Below are 15,876 nucleotides of genomic sequence, written 5' to 3' on the forward strand. Positions count from 1 at the left end.
TTTTACAGTACCAGATTTTATATATAATTCCTTTTATCATGTCACACATCAAAAATCAAATACCGGAGAGGAGAAACATGATAATGAACAATGGTAGACGTATCGGACTCATTATGATTATTACAGGGGCTACATTATGGGGATTATCTGGTCCAATGATTCAGTGGCTATTTCAGCATACTAATGTATCCTCAATTGATTTTTTAACAATTCGATTGTTGCTTGCAGGAATATTTATTTTGTCTTTCTTACTTATAAAGAAACAAAACATATTTCAAATTTGGAAACACCTTAGATATTCTATACAACTTATTATTTTTTCTATTCTCGGCATGCTCGGTGCACAATACGCCTTTATCGAAACGGTTCATATTAGTAACGCGGTCACTGCAACGCTATTTCAATTTCTAGGTCCTGTTCTTATTACCGTGTATGTTGCATTTGAACAAAGAAAATTCCCTGCTTCCATGCAACTATTCGCAATTATAGCCGCGCTAATAGGAACATACTTTATTATTACAAATGGCTCAATTGAAAATATTGTTTTATCTAAAGAAGCTATTATTTTTGGACTATTAACAGCAATCGGATTTGCATTTTATACCCTTCATCCGGCTTCTCTCATTAAAGAATGCGGGACAACTGTAGTAATTGGTTGGGGGATGTTAATCGGAGGAATTGCACTACTTATTTATAATCGTTCATTCGGGTGGAATCAATTTTCACAAACCCTTACACTGAAAACTTTTTCTATGCTTATTCTTATCATTGTTAGTGGTACCCTTTCTTTCCTTCTATATATCGGTAGTCTTAAATATTTAGCAGCAACAGAAACAAGCATTTTATCTAGCATTGAACCCCTTGTAGCTGCCATCGTTTCAATCACTTGGCTAAATGAAGCTTTTGGAGCATACCAATTATTAGGCGGCGTATGTATCGTTCTGTCCGTTATTTTTTTGACGATGCCTCAAAAAGAAACCGAACCAACCTATACAACGGAACAAATATAAAATGAAACTTTAATTAGTGGGGCTATCTCCCACTGATTATTAACCTACACCAATCGGGCTTTACGGGATAAAAAATGTCAAAAGAGGTCGTACAAAACTTACGACCTCTTTTTATACTTTAAAGGAATTGTCCCGCCTTCTAGCAAATACAATTACACTAACAATAAAAACTAGGAGTGTGGCACCATGAAAAAAATCGGAACTATGCTACTTCTCTCCCTCCTCATCACTGGATGCACACAAACTCAACCGGATTCAAAAGAACAAAAAAAAGACGTAATAGCAACTTCATCCACTCAAGTGAACGCACCTTCCTTCTTTCACCTTAGTGTTTTAAAAGATGTAAATTGGGAAGAAGCCCCCTCATTCATAGACGGAAAAATACCTTTAAAAGGCATCGAAGGAAAAATCGCAATGGCTGATAGTCCTATTATCGCAAATGAACAAAATGAAATAATGTGGTACTTTCTAGATTCTGAAATACCTACTGGAAAATTGTCTATTATTGCGCTAAAACAAGGATCTGTAACTCCAACACCAGTACTCTTTCAAAAAGAAATTTCCAAACAAACTTGGACTACTTCAAATACAATCAATTCTACTACAAGCGAACTCCCTCTCGCTATGTCACTACCTTCATCTGGATTATGGTTATTAAATATCTATGTGAATGAAAAATATTATGATCAGTTTGTAATCACCGCTAAGTAAAGTGACAAAAATAAACCACTTTCTTACAACAATGTAATTTCTACGTCATGTACTTCGATAGTTGAATTATCTCTCTTCTCTTATACTTAAAGTAAGAAATGAAACGAGGAGAGATGAGAGATGAAAAAAATGATAGAAGTAATCGTAGCAGTAACTGAGGTTTTAGTGAATGGTAAACAAGTTGCAATGGAATTAAATAAATAGTGAAGAAACATAAATAATTCTACACTTCTTCATTATTTTGATTTCTTATCTCAAAAAAGCAGTGCCTTTTAGGCACTGCTTTTAGCTATTAATAACGTGGTATTTTCGTAATTTGTGCCACGCCTGAATCAATAGCTGCTTTCGCTACTGCTTCCGCAACACTTGGAACAACTCTTTTATCTAATGGATTCGGGATTACATAATTCGCATTACGTTCTTCATCAGTAATGATGTTAGCGATCCCATATGCTGCCGCTAATTTCATCTCTTCTGTAATATCAGTTGCGCGCACATCTAACGCACCGCGGAATATTCCGGGAAACGCCAATACATTATTTACTTGATTCGCATAATCCGAGCGCCCAGTTCCTACTACAGCTGCCCCAGCCCCTAATGCATCCTCAGGGAAGATTTCTGGAATTGGATTCGCCATTGCAAACACAATTGCTTTCTCATTCATCGTCTGTACAAGTTCTTTCGTTAATACGTTAGGAGCAGATACGCCAATAAAAATATCAGCTTGGTTAATCGCTTCTTTTAACGTTCCACGCACATGTTCACGATTTGTCTTTTTTGAAACTTCAATTTGCGCTTCGTTCATCCATGTTTCACCTTCACAAACAATACCTTCTAGGCTAACTAGCGTAATGTGCTTTGCACCAGCCTTTAATAATAATTTTCCAATTGCAATTCCTGCCGAACCCGCACCGTTAATAACGATTTTCACATTATCCATTTGTTTGCTAACAACTTTTAATGCATTAATAACAGCTGCTAAAACGACAATAGCTGTTCCATGTTGATCATCATGGAATACAGGAATATTCGTTTCTTCTTTTAATCGTTTTTCAATTTCAAAACAACGCGGTGCTGCAATATCTTCTAAATTAATCCCTGCAAATGTAGGCTCTAAATTTTTCACAAGGGTAACGATTTCATCTACATCCGTTGTGCCTAAACATAATGGGAAAGCATCTACATTCGCAAACTTCTTAAACAAAATACTTTTTCCTTCCATAACAGGCATAGCCGCTTTCGGTCCAATGTTTCCTAAACCGAGTACCGCTGTTCCATCTGAGACAACTGCCACCATATTACCACGTGCTGTATAGTCATACACCGTTTCTTCATCTGCCGCAATTGCTTTACAAGACTCCGCTACACCTGGTGTATACGTCAGGCTTAAATCATCCGCTGAATTTACTTCTACTTTACTTGTAATTTCAATTTTCCCTACTAATTCTTTATGCAATAACAATGATCTTTCATTAATTTGATTTGCTAACATACTTATAATCTCCCCTTAATTTGACAAGCTAGCTATATGAATATAGCTAGCTTGTTTGATCATGAAAACATCTTTAATAATATTGTCGCTGTTACAACCATTGCCGCTCCGCCTAAACGAGTCGAAATTTGCGCGAACGGCATTAATTCCATACGATTTGAAGCTGATAAAATAGCAACATCTCCAGTTCCACCTAAACCGCTATGACATCCAGTTACAATCGCTGATTCAACTGGATACATTTTCATCACTTTCCCTACAAGAAAACCTGATGCTACCATTGTAAGAACAACCGATGCGCACACAACAACATATCCTACTGAAAGAACTGCTGCTACGTCTTTTAACGGAATATATAGCAATCCTAATCCAACCATTAAAGGCCAAGTTAAATTCTTCGAAATAAATTTATATAAATGGAATGCTCCTTGCTCCATTTTTGCTGGCATTAATTTAAAGTATTTCACAAGCGCTGCTGAGAAAATCATAATGATTGCCCCAGGAATACCGATGAACTTAGAAGCAAATCCTCCGAAGATAAAGAACGTACACGCAATTAATAAACCTGCTCCCATTAATGAGAAGTCAATTGGCTTCTCTGTATTTTGTTCTTTTAATAATTCTGCTTGATTGTCTGTTTTCACTAATACACCGTTACCACTAAGCTCCGGTTTCTTCTCACCTAAACGCTTCATATACCCTGCACTTACAATTGCGAACATATTTCCAATAATAGCTGCTGGAATAAGCTGTGATACAAACGTTGCTGATGATTCATTTAAAATATCACTATAAGCTAGCGACAATGGTAAAATCCCTTCCCCGATACCACCACTCACAATTGGTACGATGATAAAGAAGAATGTGTGCTTCATTTCAAATCCAAATAATGAACCGACCAATAATCCTACTGCTACAGAAGCTAACGTCCCTACTACTAAAGGAATAAACATACGAACGAAACCTTGTACTAACACTTTACGGTTCATTCCTAAAATACTTCCGACTACTAAACAAGAAATATATAAATATAAAAAGTTCGATTTTTTCATTAACATAGTCGCAGCTTCCATTGAAGCTGGATTCATCCAGTTAAAAAATACAAGTAATGATGGAATAAATAACGAAAGTATTGCTGGACCACCGATATTTTTTAAAATTGGAATTCTCATCCCAATATCGCCTAAGAAAATCCCCATGATCATAATAACTGCAAATCCACCAATCATATCTGCTGGCAATTTATTATATACAGATGCCCCATAAATAATAGCAGCCAATACTACATATAACGGTAAAGGTATAACACCGATTTTTACATTCATAATTTTAGAAGCGAAAGATTCTCTTTGTACTTCATTTCCTTCAGAAAATGATACCGCTTCCACATTCTTTTGAATTCCCATATGGCACCCCCTCGTTTTCTTAATAACAATATTAAAACGCTTTCAATAGTAAAAATAGTTTTTGTAAGTTTTGTAATTGATTTTGTAATTAAAAAAAGTATAAGCGACTTATGTTAAGTCGCTTATACGTAAAACTCTATTTTCTTTTGATCAACACATCTTAATTTACTTACAGGTCTTCCCACATGTTGGTACATCATTTCGTTTTCTAACACCCCAATGTCAGTCAGAAACATTACATATTTTCGAATAGAAACTCTTGAAATTCCAACTAATTGTGCCATTTCATCTGTTGTAAATACTCTTCCATTCAGAGACTCGATCTTCTGCCAAATTAATTGCAACGTTTGCTTCGTTAACCCTTTTGGAAGCTCTTTCGTCACAGTAGGCTGTCTTTTTTCTTTTTGTAAAATTAATGAATCTAATTCCGATTGACTAATTTTTTGTTGTTCTTTCATGAAAGTAAGTTTTTCTCGATATATAGTTAATGCCTCTTTAAATCGTTCAAATGTAAATGGTTTAATTAAATAATCTACTACGCCATATTGTAATGCTTTTTTTATACTTCCCATATCATGTACAGCTGAAATCATTATAATATCGCTTTCTTTTTCTTGGTTCCGGATATACATTAAAAGCTCAAAACCAGTCTCTTCAGGCATAAAAATATCAAGTAATACTAAATCTACTCGTGATTTCTCTAATATTTCTATCGCTGACTTTACTGAGTTAACTGCTTGAACAAGTTCAAACCCTCCTACTTGCTCTAAATAATGTGTATTTAACATTGCTACCATCGGGTCATCTTCTACAATTAAAACTTTAATCATATTTGCCTCTCATCCCTACCTTTAGGTATTTCAATTGTTATCGTTGTTCCCTTTCCTACTAATGAATGCATATGAATTTCCCCATTTATTCGCTGTATACTTTCTCTTACAAGATACAAACCATAACCACGGTTATCTCCCTTTGTGGAATAACCTTTCGTAAATACTTCCTCTATTTCTTTTTCTTGTATACCTTTTCCCGTATCTTGCACTGTAATAGTTAGTATATCCCCATGTTGTATCTTAACTTCAACTCGCTTCTTTTCACAATTCGTAACTGCCTCTAATGCATTATCAATTAAATTTCCGACAATCGTAATAAGTTCATGAGTAATACTTTCATCATCTATTTCCGGCATGTAAGAATCTTCACTTATAATTAATTTTATATTTTTCTCTCTAGCATAGCTGAGCTTACCTAGTAAAAAACCAGCAAATACTGGACTTTTTATTCTTTTCATAACTCCACCAATTTCATATTGATGCTCTGATACCATGCCGCTTATATACTTCTGTAATTCTTCATACTGTTTCATATGTGTAAGCCCTAATACGACATGCATCTTATTCATAAACTCATGAGATTGTGCCCGTAATGCTTCTGCATATAGTCTAATACCAGTTAGTTCCTCTGCTAGTTTTCTAATCTCCGTTTTATCACGAAATGTTGCAATTGCACCAACTATTTCTCCTTTTACATATAAAGGAACTCGATTCGTCACAATCGTAATCCCATAAATATTTTGTTCTTCGTTTAATTGTACTTCTCCCGTTTGCAACACTTCTTTTATACGTGAATTTGGCATATATACCTCAACATCTTTACCGATAAAATCTTCTTCAAGTCCGCTTTTTTTAAATAGACGTTTCGCTTCATTATTAATTAACGTTACTCTAGCCTCTTTATCTACAGCAATAATACCTTCCTTTACAGATTGTAGCATCGTATTTCTTTCTTCAAGAATTTTTGCTATCCTGTGCGGCTCAAGACCGAATAAACTTTTCTTTATATGTCTAGCTAGCAATATTGCTCCTATAATTCCGACTAATACACCCACTCCGACACCAATATAAATGATATGTCTACTTTCCTTAACTCTCTCTTTTACATTATCTGCTGAAATACCAACAGCCACTGCTCCAAGTTGTTCACCTGTTTCAGAAAATATTGGTACAAACACTCGCATGGAAATACCTAAAGTTCCTTCTGCTAACGATACATGTTCTTTTCCTTTCAATGCAGGCCCTTCATCTCCCCCAATAAAATGATGCCCTATTTTTTGAGGATTTGGATGTGACTTTCTTATTCCATTCATGTCCATAACTACAATAAATTGAACACCTGTGTTTTGTAATATTCTATTTGTATACGTTTGGATTGCAGAGGTATCTGCTTTCCCAACCAAACCATCGATTACAATCGAATCATTCGCCACAATGTGTGCAATTGTTTTTGCTTTCTCTGCTTGGCTATCCTCCGTCGTCCGTTCTACATTATGACTAATTAATATATCTGTCACAAGTAAAGAAAAAATTACAACTGTACAAACTAACAATGTAATCGTTTTCCATAAATTCCATAGTCTTTTTCTTTTTTTCATCCTGTTAATGACTCCCCTAATTGCTGAATAGAAAAATAAGTAAGGTGATATTATTTTCACCTTACTTATCTGCTGTTATTATACTTTAAATTTACTAGTCATCGCTTGTAGTTCTTCTGCCATCTCAGCTAAGTTTTGCGAAGCTGAACTAATTTCCTCCATGGAATTAACCTGTTCTTCTGTTGAAGCTGCAACACTTTGCATACTAGCTGTATTTTCTTCTGCAGCAGCTGCAATTTCATCAATAGCATTTGTCACTTCATTTGCATCTCCAGCAATTCTCTTCGTTGTTTCTACCATTTGATTAACTTGAGAAACAATATGTGTAGTAGAACTTAAAATTTCCGTAAAACTTACTTTCGTTTTTGTTACAACATCAAGGCCTTGTTGAACTTCTCCATTCACATTATCCATCGCCTTAACAGTATGTTCAATATCCGCCTTAATTTCTGCAATTAAATTTGCAATCTCTCCAGATGACTCTCCTGATTGCTCTGCTAATTTTCTAACCTCATCTGCTACAATAGCAAATCCTCGTCCCTGTTCACCTGCTCTTGCTGCTTCAATAGCCGCATTTAAAGCTAATAAGTTTGTTTGAGTTGCAATGTTTTGAATTGCTTCAGAAATAGCTCCTACTTGCTTTGATTTCTCATCAAGAAGTTTAATAATAGCATCTGACTCGGATACCGACCTAGAAATAGACTGCATTTGTTTTGCGGTTTGTTCAACTAAATCTTCTCCCTCTTCAGCTCTTTCACGGGCATGTAATGAGGAAATAGAAATTGACTCTGCGCTTCCAGTTACATCTTGAATTGCTGTATTTACTTGTTGTAATGTAGCCGCACCTTCTTCAACACCTTGACTTTGTGACTCAGCCCCACCTGATACTTGTTCCATCGCAATTGTAATTTGATCTGTCGCATCATTTGCTTGCTGTACGCTCGCTGTTAACTCTTCAGCCGATGCTGCAACATGTTCTGCTGAAAAGCTAATTTGGGTAATAACATCTTGTAAAGACATAGACATTTCATTAAATGAATTCCCTAATTTCCCTATGTCATCCTTGGAATGGATTGTAATTTTCTCTGTTAAATCTCCCTTACTAATTTTATATGCCGATTCAGCTATTTTTCGTAATGGCCCTGTAATAGACTTTGTAATGAAATAAATTAATATACTACCAAATGCAATAGCAATAGCAATGACAATCAAAGTCTTATAAAACACTGGACTGGCAGCTTGGTTAATTTCTTCATCGAACATAACACCAACTACTTTCCAGCCTGTTTTCTCATTTGTTGCAAAGATTAAATTCTTTTTATCATCTTGTTCTGTATAAGACACATTTCCTTGTTTTTCTTCATAAATTGGTTTAATCCAAGGATCAGTAACTTTTGCACCTGGTTTTCTAGATGGATGACTAACAATTTGCTTATTTTGATCTAAAATAACTGCATAACCTTTTTCACCAATATTAATCATTTTGGAAATTTTTAAGATGTTATCTAAATTTAAGTTAATTCCTATAACACCTTTACCATCTTTTACTTCTTTAGCAATTGTCACTACCATATTTTTGGTAGATGCTGATTGATATGGTGAAGTAACAATTACTTTCCCTTTATTTTCATGTGCTTCTTTATACCAAGATCTATCTCTTGGATTGTATCCATCAGCCATTTGGATAAATGGTTCTCTTATAAACTTTCCCGTCTCTGTTCCAATATAAATACCTTCTACTTCTGGATGAAGTTTTATATATTGCGCTAGCTTCGTTCTTACTATTTCTTCCTGTCCATTTAGATATGTATCTTCTGTTAAGATGTCTGCAAAGTACGTCGCATCAACAAATTTCTCTTCTATATTTTGAGAAATAACAGTATTTAAAATCGAAATATTCTCCTTTGCTTTAGCTGTCATTTGATGTTCAAAATTTGTTTTGGCAGTTTGATATGAAACACCACCAATAATAATTCCTGGTATAGTTAAAATAATAAAGAATGAAATGATTAATTTTTTATTGATACTCATACATTTAACCCAGTTAAATATTTTTTGCATAATAAGCCTCCTTTATGTAATGTGGATACTTGTGTCATTTTATACAATTAACATGTATAAAACAATATATAATGATAACATGTAAATTTTTCGTCAATTATGCATTTTTGCATATCCACTCCTTATACGTATTTTAATCATAAAAATAAGAGAACTTTAGCATTATATATGCTAAAGTTCTCTTATTTCTTAACAGCTTCTACTCTATAAAACTTCTCTTATAATCCTTAAATCTTTACCCTTCGCCTTATAGTCATATTACTAAAACTCTTCGTCCTAATTTATTTGACGCTCTTTACATAACTAATTGCCTGACTTCCCATTTGTACCCATGCCTGTTCAAAGGTTTCTCTCGGTACTTTTACATCTAAGCTATCCTCAAGTGGATCTCGAATATATACAAATTCCTGATCATATCCAATAAGTACAACACAATGTTCATTATACGTAATAGAAACATCTCCACTATTTGTTTCCCATGTAGTATATTCAGCTGCATCTAATGGTGCAAATGTTGCATTTGTGATCATGACTACAGGTTGCCCTGCTTTTATCCTCTTATAAATTTCTTCTATATTCTTCCCTGTTAAGTCTACAGCTTTATTAGGTAAATATTTTTCCGCTAACTGAAAAAGTGGCCCATGATATACACCATATCCCGATTCAGAAAATGTATAAATATTACCTACAAATCCTTCATTTGGATTCCCGCGCACACCATCGTCTATAAAATCAACTTTTTTTATTTCATTTGCTAATGTCATCTTATCCACTGAAACACCAGCGTATTGTAACATCATCGCTAAGCTTGTCACTTCACAGCCTCTATCTAGCTCTGGTAGTTGCTGAATTAATGGTACACTTGATAAAATGACCTTTTCATCATTATTACTAAATTCCGGTTCTTTCCCGTTTTGTATATTGAAGAATGTCCACTTCTCCCCATACTTTGTAATTCCATTTGTATATACACTCCATACCGCTATAGCTAGTAATGCTATACATATATACCACTTAAACTTCCGTATCACTCTCACGCCCTTTTTAGTTCGTTAAATAAGAATAAAATGCGTCAGCATCCGTTCGAATCACTGGTACAAAATTTAGTTCTTTTTCTCTCTCAGGTTGATCTTTTTTTATTTTTTCTGTTAGCTCTTGAATATTCATGTTCGCTTTGTCCATATTAAGCTCATCTGCCAATTGTAGCACCTTTTGTTCATTAATTTCTCTTAATACTTGATATATATCTTTCCCATATAAATCAATATGATATTTTTTTGCTTCTTCCTGCACTTTTTGTTCGTACACCTCTTGTGCTAACACTTCTATCTCTTTTCCTTTTGGTGAAATACCTAACTTCCCTGCTTCCTCTCTTACTTTCGTTCCATAGATTTCTTCTGCAATGTCCTCTATTTCTTTTCCATTTGTCGAAATACCTAATTTATCCGCTTCATCATTAATTTTAATCGTATTAATTTGATTAATTAAATTTACAATTGATGTATTTTCTATAGATATGCCTAGTTTTAACGCTTCTTGCTTTACTTTTGTTTCATAGATTTCTTCTGACAGCGTCCCAACATCTTTTCCTTCAATCGAAATTCCTAGCTGCTTCGCTTCTCTTCCTACTTCTGTCTCATGAATTTCTTTTTCTAACGTAATTTGTTCTTTCCCTTCCGTTTCAATACCTAGATTCTCTGCCTTTTCTTCTGTATGCACAGCATGTATCTTTCCATTATTTAATTGTTCTTTACTACGTTGTGTGTAATCTGTCTTTCCTTTTGATGTTTCAGAAGGAGAGGCACCCCCTAATATACTTAAGCTCATTACTCCAATAGTGAATACCGTCATCATTTTCTTTTTCAAAATTAATTCCTCCCTCTTATACTTTCTTTCCCATCATTCCCCTAGTTTTTTTAATACTATACATACATCTCATCGCTGCTTGAGATAACATTATGATTGATAACCCCCCACTCACATACACCTAGTCTCTTCTTCATGTAACGAACTTTCTTCATGCCATATATAATATAAATAGTTTCTTAACTTTGTCTTAAAAAAAGACGACCTTGTAAAAACAAGATCGTCTTCTTACTTATATTTTTTGGTTTTTAGGGAAAATCACTTCAAAACAAGTGCCATCTCCCCATTTGCTCTCTACTGATATTTTTCCGTAATGCTTTTCTACAATCCAATTTGCGATTGAAAGACCTAATCCAGCTCCTTCTGACGTACTTCTTGCTCTATCCCCTTGATAAAAACGATCAAATAATTTCGGAATATCTTCTTCTTTCACTCCTATCCCGTCATCTTTCACCTGTATGCGAATCGAACTACTCGTTTGCGTGCAATCAATTTGAATATGCCCGCCTTCGTTTGTATACTTCATCGCATTATCTAACAGTATGACCATCATTTGATGAATCCGCTCTCTATCAGCCATAAAAGATACGTCACGTTCTACTTTTAGTATCATTTCTTTTTCTTGATAAGAAGCAATCTCTTTATATGGAGCTACTATTTCTTCTAACAATTTATCAAGTTCAAATGTTTTTTTATCCATCTCAATTTGATTAGAATCAGAACGTGCTAGTAATAATAAATTACTAACGAGTTTTGATAACCGCCTACATTCTTTTGAAATTGTAGAAATATCCATCGCTTTTTCTTCTATCGTAGCGGATGGTGACTGAAATAACACATCCGTTTTTGATTGAATAACTGCAAGCGGTGTCCTTAGTTCATGTGATGCATCAGAAACGAATTGCTGCTGTTTCTCCCATGAATTTTGAATAGGTACGAGTGCTCTGCCAGCTAGGAAAAAGCCGATACCTATCGCACATAAACTTCCTATGCTACAACCTATAACGAGGATTAAAAATAAAGTATTTAACATTCCTTCTTCCGCTGTTATATCTCGCACGATTTGAACTATTTCTCCATCTTTTTGAAGCGAAAATGCTCTAAAATATCGTCCTTGTACTTTGATATCTTGTAACTCCCCTATTTTTTCCGGAGAAAATTTTTCCAAATTCTCTTCAAAAATTGAACGGAATTTACGATTATCGCCCTCTATTTTCACTATTTTCCCATTCCAAGTTATTCTAGTTACTCGCGGATCTCCAATTTGGATATTCTCCATACGTTTTCTTGGTGGTATTTTAACATCTAATTTTTCTCTATACTGAGCCATCATTTTTATAGATTGATCCACTTCATTATAAATACGCTTATATGTGTATGAATAAATAATACTACCTAATATACCTATTAATAGGATAAATACTAATGAATTCACTATAGTCAAACGAATGCGTGTCTTTTGAAACATACTTCCCTTTTTCATTGTTCTTTTAATATATATCCAATACCTCGAACAGTTTGAATATCTTTCTGATAACCGAATGGTTCTAATTTTTTACGCAAATGATGCACATACACTTCCACAATGGCTACTGTCGTATCTGAATCAAATCCCCAAACACGATCAAAAATTTGTTCACGCATTAAAATCTTCCCGCTATTTTGAATGAGATACTCTAGTAGCTCATATTGTTTCAATGTCAACTTAATACTTTGTCCATCTACCTGAACGTCTTTATCTTTTCCGAACAATTCAATCCCTTTATAACGAATCGTTTGCTGCGTTGTTAAACTACCACTTCTGCGTAGTAAAGCGCGAATTCTCGCTTTTAATTCAGGGGCCTGAAATGGCTTAACGATATAGTCATCTCCACCAAAATCCAATCCCTTCACCCGATCTTCTAAAGAATCTCTCGCTGTCAAAAACAGGACTGGTGTTTCAATCTTTTCATCACGTATTTTTTGAATTACTTCAAATCCATCCATCCCTGGCATCATCACATCCAGCAAAATTGCATCATATATATTTTGAAGCGCTAAAAACAATCCATCTTCTCCATTTATTGCCGTATCTACTTCAAATTCATCACGCAAAATTTGTACGATAGACTCTAATAACGAGGCATTATCTTCTACTACAAGTAAGCGCATGCTCTCACCTTCCATCAAATAGTTCAATTCTATTTATTATTACATTTCTTCTCTTCATAACAAAAGAATGTAGTTACATTACGTATTTTCATTTTTAACTATTTCCTTCTAAAATTTTGAAATTTTATTATAAAAACTTTGTCTTAAATTTAGCTTAATAAAAAATTGAAAGAAATAAGATTCCTCTTATCTCTTTCAATTTTTTATTACATATACCTTTTTACTCGGCAATTCCAAACAATTTAGCTGACCACCGTACACAGCCCCGCCATCAATTCCAATAATACGATTACTACCAAAATACACTCCGCACTCCTCACTACCATGAAGCGTTTTTGTTTCCGTATGCCCAAATACAACAACCTTTTCACCGCTATATCCATTATGAAATTCATTACGGATCCACATTAACGTATATGGTTCAGATTCAGAAACTCGTTTCATCGGTTCAACCCCAGCATGTACAAATATATACTCTTCTGTTTCAATGTAATGATCTAATTCTTGAATAAACTTTATATGTTCCTCTAATACACGAGAGTGTAAAATCGGTTTTTGGAAGTCTTTCTCATTAACCGCAATATCTTCTTCTACAAATCCATAGCTATATAATGTCTTATCTCCACCATTTCTTTTTACCCAATGGTTCCATGAATGTTCCTCATTTGTCGTTAACGCCTTAATCATCATATCTTCATGATTTCCCTTTAAAATGAGTGCTCCCTCTTCTTTCAATTCTCTTACCTTTTCAATTACAGCACGCGCATTTGGACCACGATCTACATAATCTCCCAGTAAGATTAATTGATCCTGTTTCGCATCATATTGAGCTTCTTCCAATAACTGTTCAAACTTTTTTATCTCTCCATGAATATCACTAATAACAAGAATTCTTTTCATATTATCCCCCCTCTTTCTAATTATAGTTCAAAACGACAGAAAGTTCAGAATTGAAATCCCGAATCATATTTATCTCGCATTAATGGGCCGTAAGACCCCCGCTGATTAAAGTTTCACTTTATTACAAACTAAACTATTATCCTTACAACAATGTAAGTCTCTTGTCATCCAATTCGATAGTTGTAATTACTGTATCTCCTTATACTGAAAGTAAGAAATGAAACAAAAAACAAGGAGAGATGAGAGATGAAAAAAGTAATGGAAGTTGTAGTAGCGGTAGTAGAGGTTTTCGTAAATGGTAAACAAGTCGCAATGGAGTTAAATAAATAATGAAAAGGACAACATTCACTCTAGACCCTTTACTCATATAAAAGAGATAAGACTTCATCATTTCTTTGATCCCTTATCTCCCTATAAAGAAAGCCGTATCCCTTTTAAGGATACGGCTTTCTCTTATTTTTGACTTGTACGAGCTGAAATGCTAATTGCTCTATCTGTTGCTTTGGCAGCTTCATCTAACGCTTCTTTACTATTCTTTCCGTCATACATCGCTTCTAATGCTTTTACAACTGCATCTCGTGATTCTGGGAATACACTAATTAAAGCCCCTTGTGTTGCTGGAGATTGCTTCGTCGCTTGCAGTTGATCTACTGTTACTTTCAACTGTGGATATTTTTCATATTGCTCTTTTACTAATGGCTCATTATATGCATCTGGATTAATTGAGAAATAACCTGTTGCAGTATGCCATTTTGCTTGTACGTCTGGCTTCGTTAAATATTTCATAAAGTCCCAAGCACCTTGTTGCGTTTCTTCTGAAACCATATTCGTCATCCATAATGATGCTCCACCAATAACAACACCATTTTGTTTCGAATCCTCTGGATACGGAATATATGAAACACCTACATTAAACTTAGATGCATCAATTAAATCACGAACACCTGCTGAAGAATCTAAATACATAGCAACTTGTCCAGACTGGAACGCGGCACGAATATCATCCCAACTTGCTCCATACTTTCCAAGGGCACCAGCTTTATTTAAATCATCTAACATTCCAAATACTTTCTGTCCTTCTTTACCATTAAATACCGCCTTTTTTGCAGCATCCTTACGACCGTTTTCGTTATCTACATATAAAGCACCTTGTGTCGCTAACAATTCTTCAAAGAACCAACCGTAGTTAAGCATGGAGAATCCATATTGTTTTACATTTCCGCCTTCTTTAATCGTTAACTTTTTCGCTGCTTCTTGTAATTCAGCATATGTTTTTGGAGCTTTCTCTGGATCTAAGCCCGCCTTTGCGAAAGCATCTTTATTATAAATTAATACTGGTGTAGATGAATTAAATGGCATAGAATACATTTTTCCATCAACTGAATAATAATTTGTAATTGCTTTTTCTAATTTTGACGTATCGTACTTATCTTTTTTTATCCAGCTATCAATTGGTGTGATTTTTTTACTATCAATCATATATTTCGTTGTAATTTCACTCGATTGAACAAGAGCTGGCGCTTCTTTCGTTGCAGATATCGTTCTAAATTTCGTTAAAGACTCTTCATATGTTCCTTGGAACTCTGCCTTTATCTCATATTTATTTTGTGACTTATTATAGTCTGCAACAAGACTATCTAGTACTCCTTGTGTTTTTCCACCCATCGCATGCCAGAAGCGAATTACAGTTTTATCACCATTTTTTTCAACTGGTGCTACTTTTGCCTGTGCTTCAGGTTTTCCTTCTGTTTTACTATTTGAACAAGCGGCACTAGATAATGCCATTGTTGCTACCATTAATAGAGCAGCACCTTTTTTAACTAGACTCATTTAAATCTCACCTTCTCT

13 protein-coding genes are annotated in these 15,876 nt (G+C 34.6%); 2 read left to right on the forward strand and 11 right to left on the reverse strand.

The window, feature by feature from the left end; translation table 11 throughout:
- Nucleotides 1-83 precede the first annotated feature (83 nt).
- Together QO049_RS23550 and QO049_RS23555 are read left to right on the forward strand one after the other, a co-directional pair.
- Nucleotides 84-1,010, forward strand: coding sequence for a DMT family transporter (locus tag QO049_RS23550; protein ID WP_001059047.1), 927 nt, complete (start codon nt 84-86; stop codon nt 1,008-1,010).
- Nucleotides 1,011-1,196: 186 nt separating this feature from the next.
- Nucleotides 1,197-1,721 carry a DUF4871 domain-containing protein gene (locus QO049_RS23555; protein ID WP_000719695.1) on the forward strand — a complete coding sequence of 175 codons (525 nt, stop codon included), beginning with the start codon at nt 1,197-1,199 and terminating at the stop codon, nt 1,719-1,721.
- Between the two features lie 292 nt (nt 1,722-2,013).
- Here QO049_RS23555 and QO049_RS23560 read toward each other — a convergent pair whose 3' ends face one another.
- From QO049_RS23560 to QO049_RS23610, 11 genes are all read right to left on the reverse strand, one after another.
- Complete coding sequence (locus tag QO049_RS23560) at nt 2,014-3,213, reverse strand: NAD(P)-dependent malic enzyme (RefSeq protein WP_284489534.1); 1,200 nt, start codon at nt 3,211-3,213, stop codon at nt 2,014-2,016.
- Nucleotides 3,214-3,272: 59 nt separating this feature from the next.
- The gene (locus QO049_RS23565; protein ID WP_000512722.1) at nt 3,273-4,619 is read right to left on the reverse strand and encodes a 2-hydroxycarboxylate transporter family protein; all 1,347 of its coding nucleotides are present in this window, start codon (nt 4,617-4,619) and stop codon (nt 3,273-3,275) included.
- Nucleotides 4,620-4,741: 122 nt separating this feature from the next.
- Nucleotides 4,742-5,449, reverse strand: coding sequence for a response regulator (locus QO049_RS23570; RefSeq protein WP_284489535.1), 708 nt, complete (start codon nt 5,447-5,449; stop codon nt 4,742-4,744).
- On the reverse strand, nt 5,446-7,050 hold the full coding sequence (locus QO049_RS23575; RefSeq protein ID WP_284489536.1) for a sensor histidine kinase: 1,605 nt from the start codon (nt 7,048-7,050) through the stop codon (nt 5,446-5,448). The genes QO049_RS23570 and QO049_RS23575 overlap by 4 nt, the downstream gene beginning before the upstream one ends.
- Nucleotides 7,051-7,128: 78 nt before the next feature.
- Nucleotides 7,129-9,111 (reverse strand): methyl-accepting chemotaxis protein, encoded by a 1,983-nt coding sequence (locus QO049_RS23580; RefSeq protein WP_001169206.1) that lies wholly within the window; start codon nt 9,109-9,111, stop codon nt 7,129-7,131.
- 281 nt (nt 9,112-9,392) lie between these two features.
- Entirely contained in the window at nt 9,393-10,148 is a 756-nt protein-coding gene (locus tag QO049_RS23585) for a C39 family peptidase (RefSeq protein WP_284489537.1), read from the reverse strand.
- A gap of 7 nt (nt 10,149-10,155) precedes the next feature.
- Nucleotides 10,156-10,977, reverse strand: a complete 822-nt coding sequence (locus tag QO049_RS23590; protein ID WP_000728596.1) for a hypothetical protein — start codon at nt 10,975-10,977, stop codon at nt 10,156-10,158.
- Between the two features lie 232 nt (nt 10,978-11,209).
- Nucleotides 11,210-12,460, reverse strand: coding sequence for a sensor histidine kinase (locus QO049_RS23595; protein WP_000715830.1), 1,251 nt, complete (start codon nt 12,458-12,460; stop codon nt 11,210-11,212).
- Entirely contained in the window at nt 12,457-13,128 is a 672-nt protein-coding gene (locus QO049_RS23600) for a response regulator transcription factor (RefSeq protein ID WP_001238623.1), read from the reverse strand. The genes QO049_RS23595 and QO049_RS23600 overlap by 4 nt, the downstream gene beginning before the upstream one ends.
- A 195-nt stretch (nt 13,129-13,323) precedes the next feature.
- Nucleotides 13,324-14,028 (reverse strand): metallophosphoesterase family protein, encoded by a 705-nt coding sequence (locus tag QO049_RS23605; RefSeq protein ID WP_000821994.1) that lies wholly within the window; start codon nt 14,026-14,028, stop codon nt 13,324-13,326.
- A 453-nt stretch (nt 14,029-14,481) separates the two neighbouring features.
- A complete protein-coding gene (locus QO049_RS23610; RefSeq protein ID WP_097856364.1) occupies nt 14,482-15,858 on the reverse strand; it encodes an ABC transporter substrate-binding protein in 1,377 nt (458 codons plus the stop codon).
- Nucleotides 15,859-15,876 lie beyond the last annotated feature (18 nt).

Source organism: Bacillus sp. RB3 (genome assembly GCF_030164735.1).
GTDB classification, from domain to species: Bacteria; Bacillota; Bacilli; order Bacillales; family Bacillaceae_G; genus Bacillus_A; species Bacillus_A cereus.

Coding starts and splice junctions, on each gene's coding strand:
- QO049_RS23550 (WP_001059047.1), top strand. CDS start 84: ATGAACAATGGTAGACGTATCGGACTCATTATGATTATTACAGGGGCT.
- QO049_RS23555 (WP_000719695.1), top strand. CDS start 1,197: ATGAAAAAAATCGGAACTATGCTACTTCTCTCCCTCCTCATCACTGGA.
- QO049_RS23560 (WP_284489534.1), bottom strand. CDS start 3,213: ATGTTAGCAAATCAAATTAATGAAAGATCATTGTTATTGCATAAAGAA.
- QO049_RS23565 (WP_000512722.1), bottom strand. CDS start 4,619: ATGGGAATTCAAAAGAATGTGGAAGCGGTATCATTTTCTGAAGGAAAT.
- QO049_RS23570 (WP_284489535.1), bottom strand. CDS start 5,449: ATGATTAAAGTTTTAATTGTAGAAGATGACCCGATGGTAGCAATGTTA.
- QO049_RS23575 (WP_284489536.1), bottom strand. CDS start 7,050: ATGAAAAAAAGAAAAAGACTATGGAATTTATGGAAAACGATTACATTG.
- QO049_RS23580 (WP_001169206.1), bottom strand. CDS start 9,111: ATGCAAAAAATATTTAACTGGGTTAAATGTATGAGTATCAATAAAAAA.
- QO049_RS23595 (WP_000715830.1), bottom strand. CDS start 12,460: ATGAAAAAGGGAAGTATGTTTCAAAAGACACGCATTCGTTTGACTATA.
- QO049_RS23600 (WP_001238623.1), bottom strand. CDS start 13,128: ATGCGCTTACTTGTAGTAGAAGATAATGCCTCGTTATTAGAGTCTATC.
- QO049_RS23605 (WP_000821994.1), bottom strand. CDS start 14,028: ATGAAAAGAATTCTTGTTATTAGTGATATTCATGGAGAGATAAAAAAG.
- QO049_RS23610 (WP_097856364.1), bottom strand. CDS start 15,858: ATGAGTCTAGTTAAAAAAGGTGCTGCTCTATTAATGGTAGCAACAATG.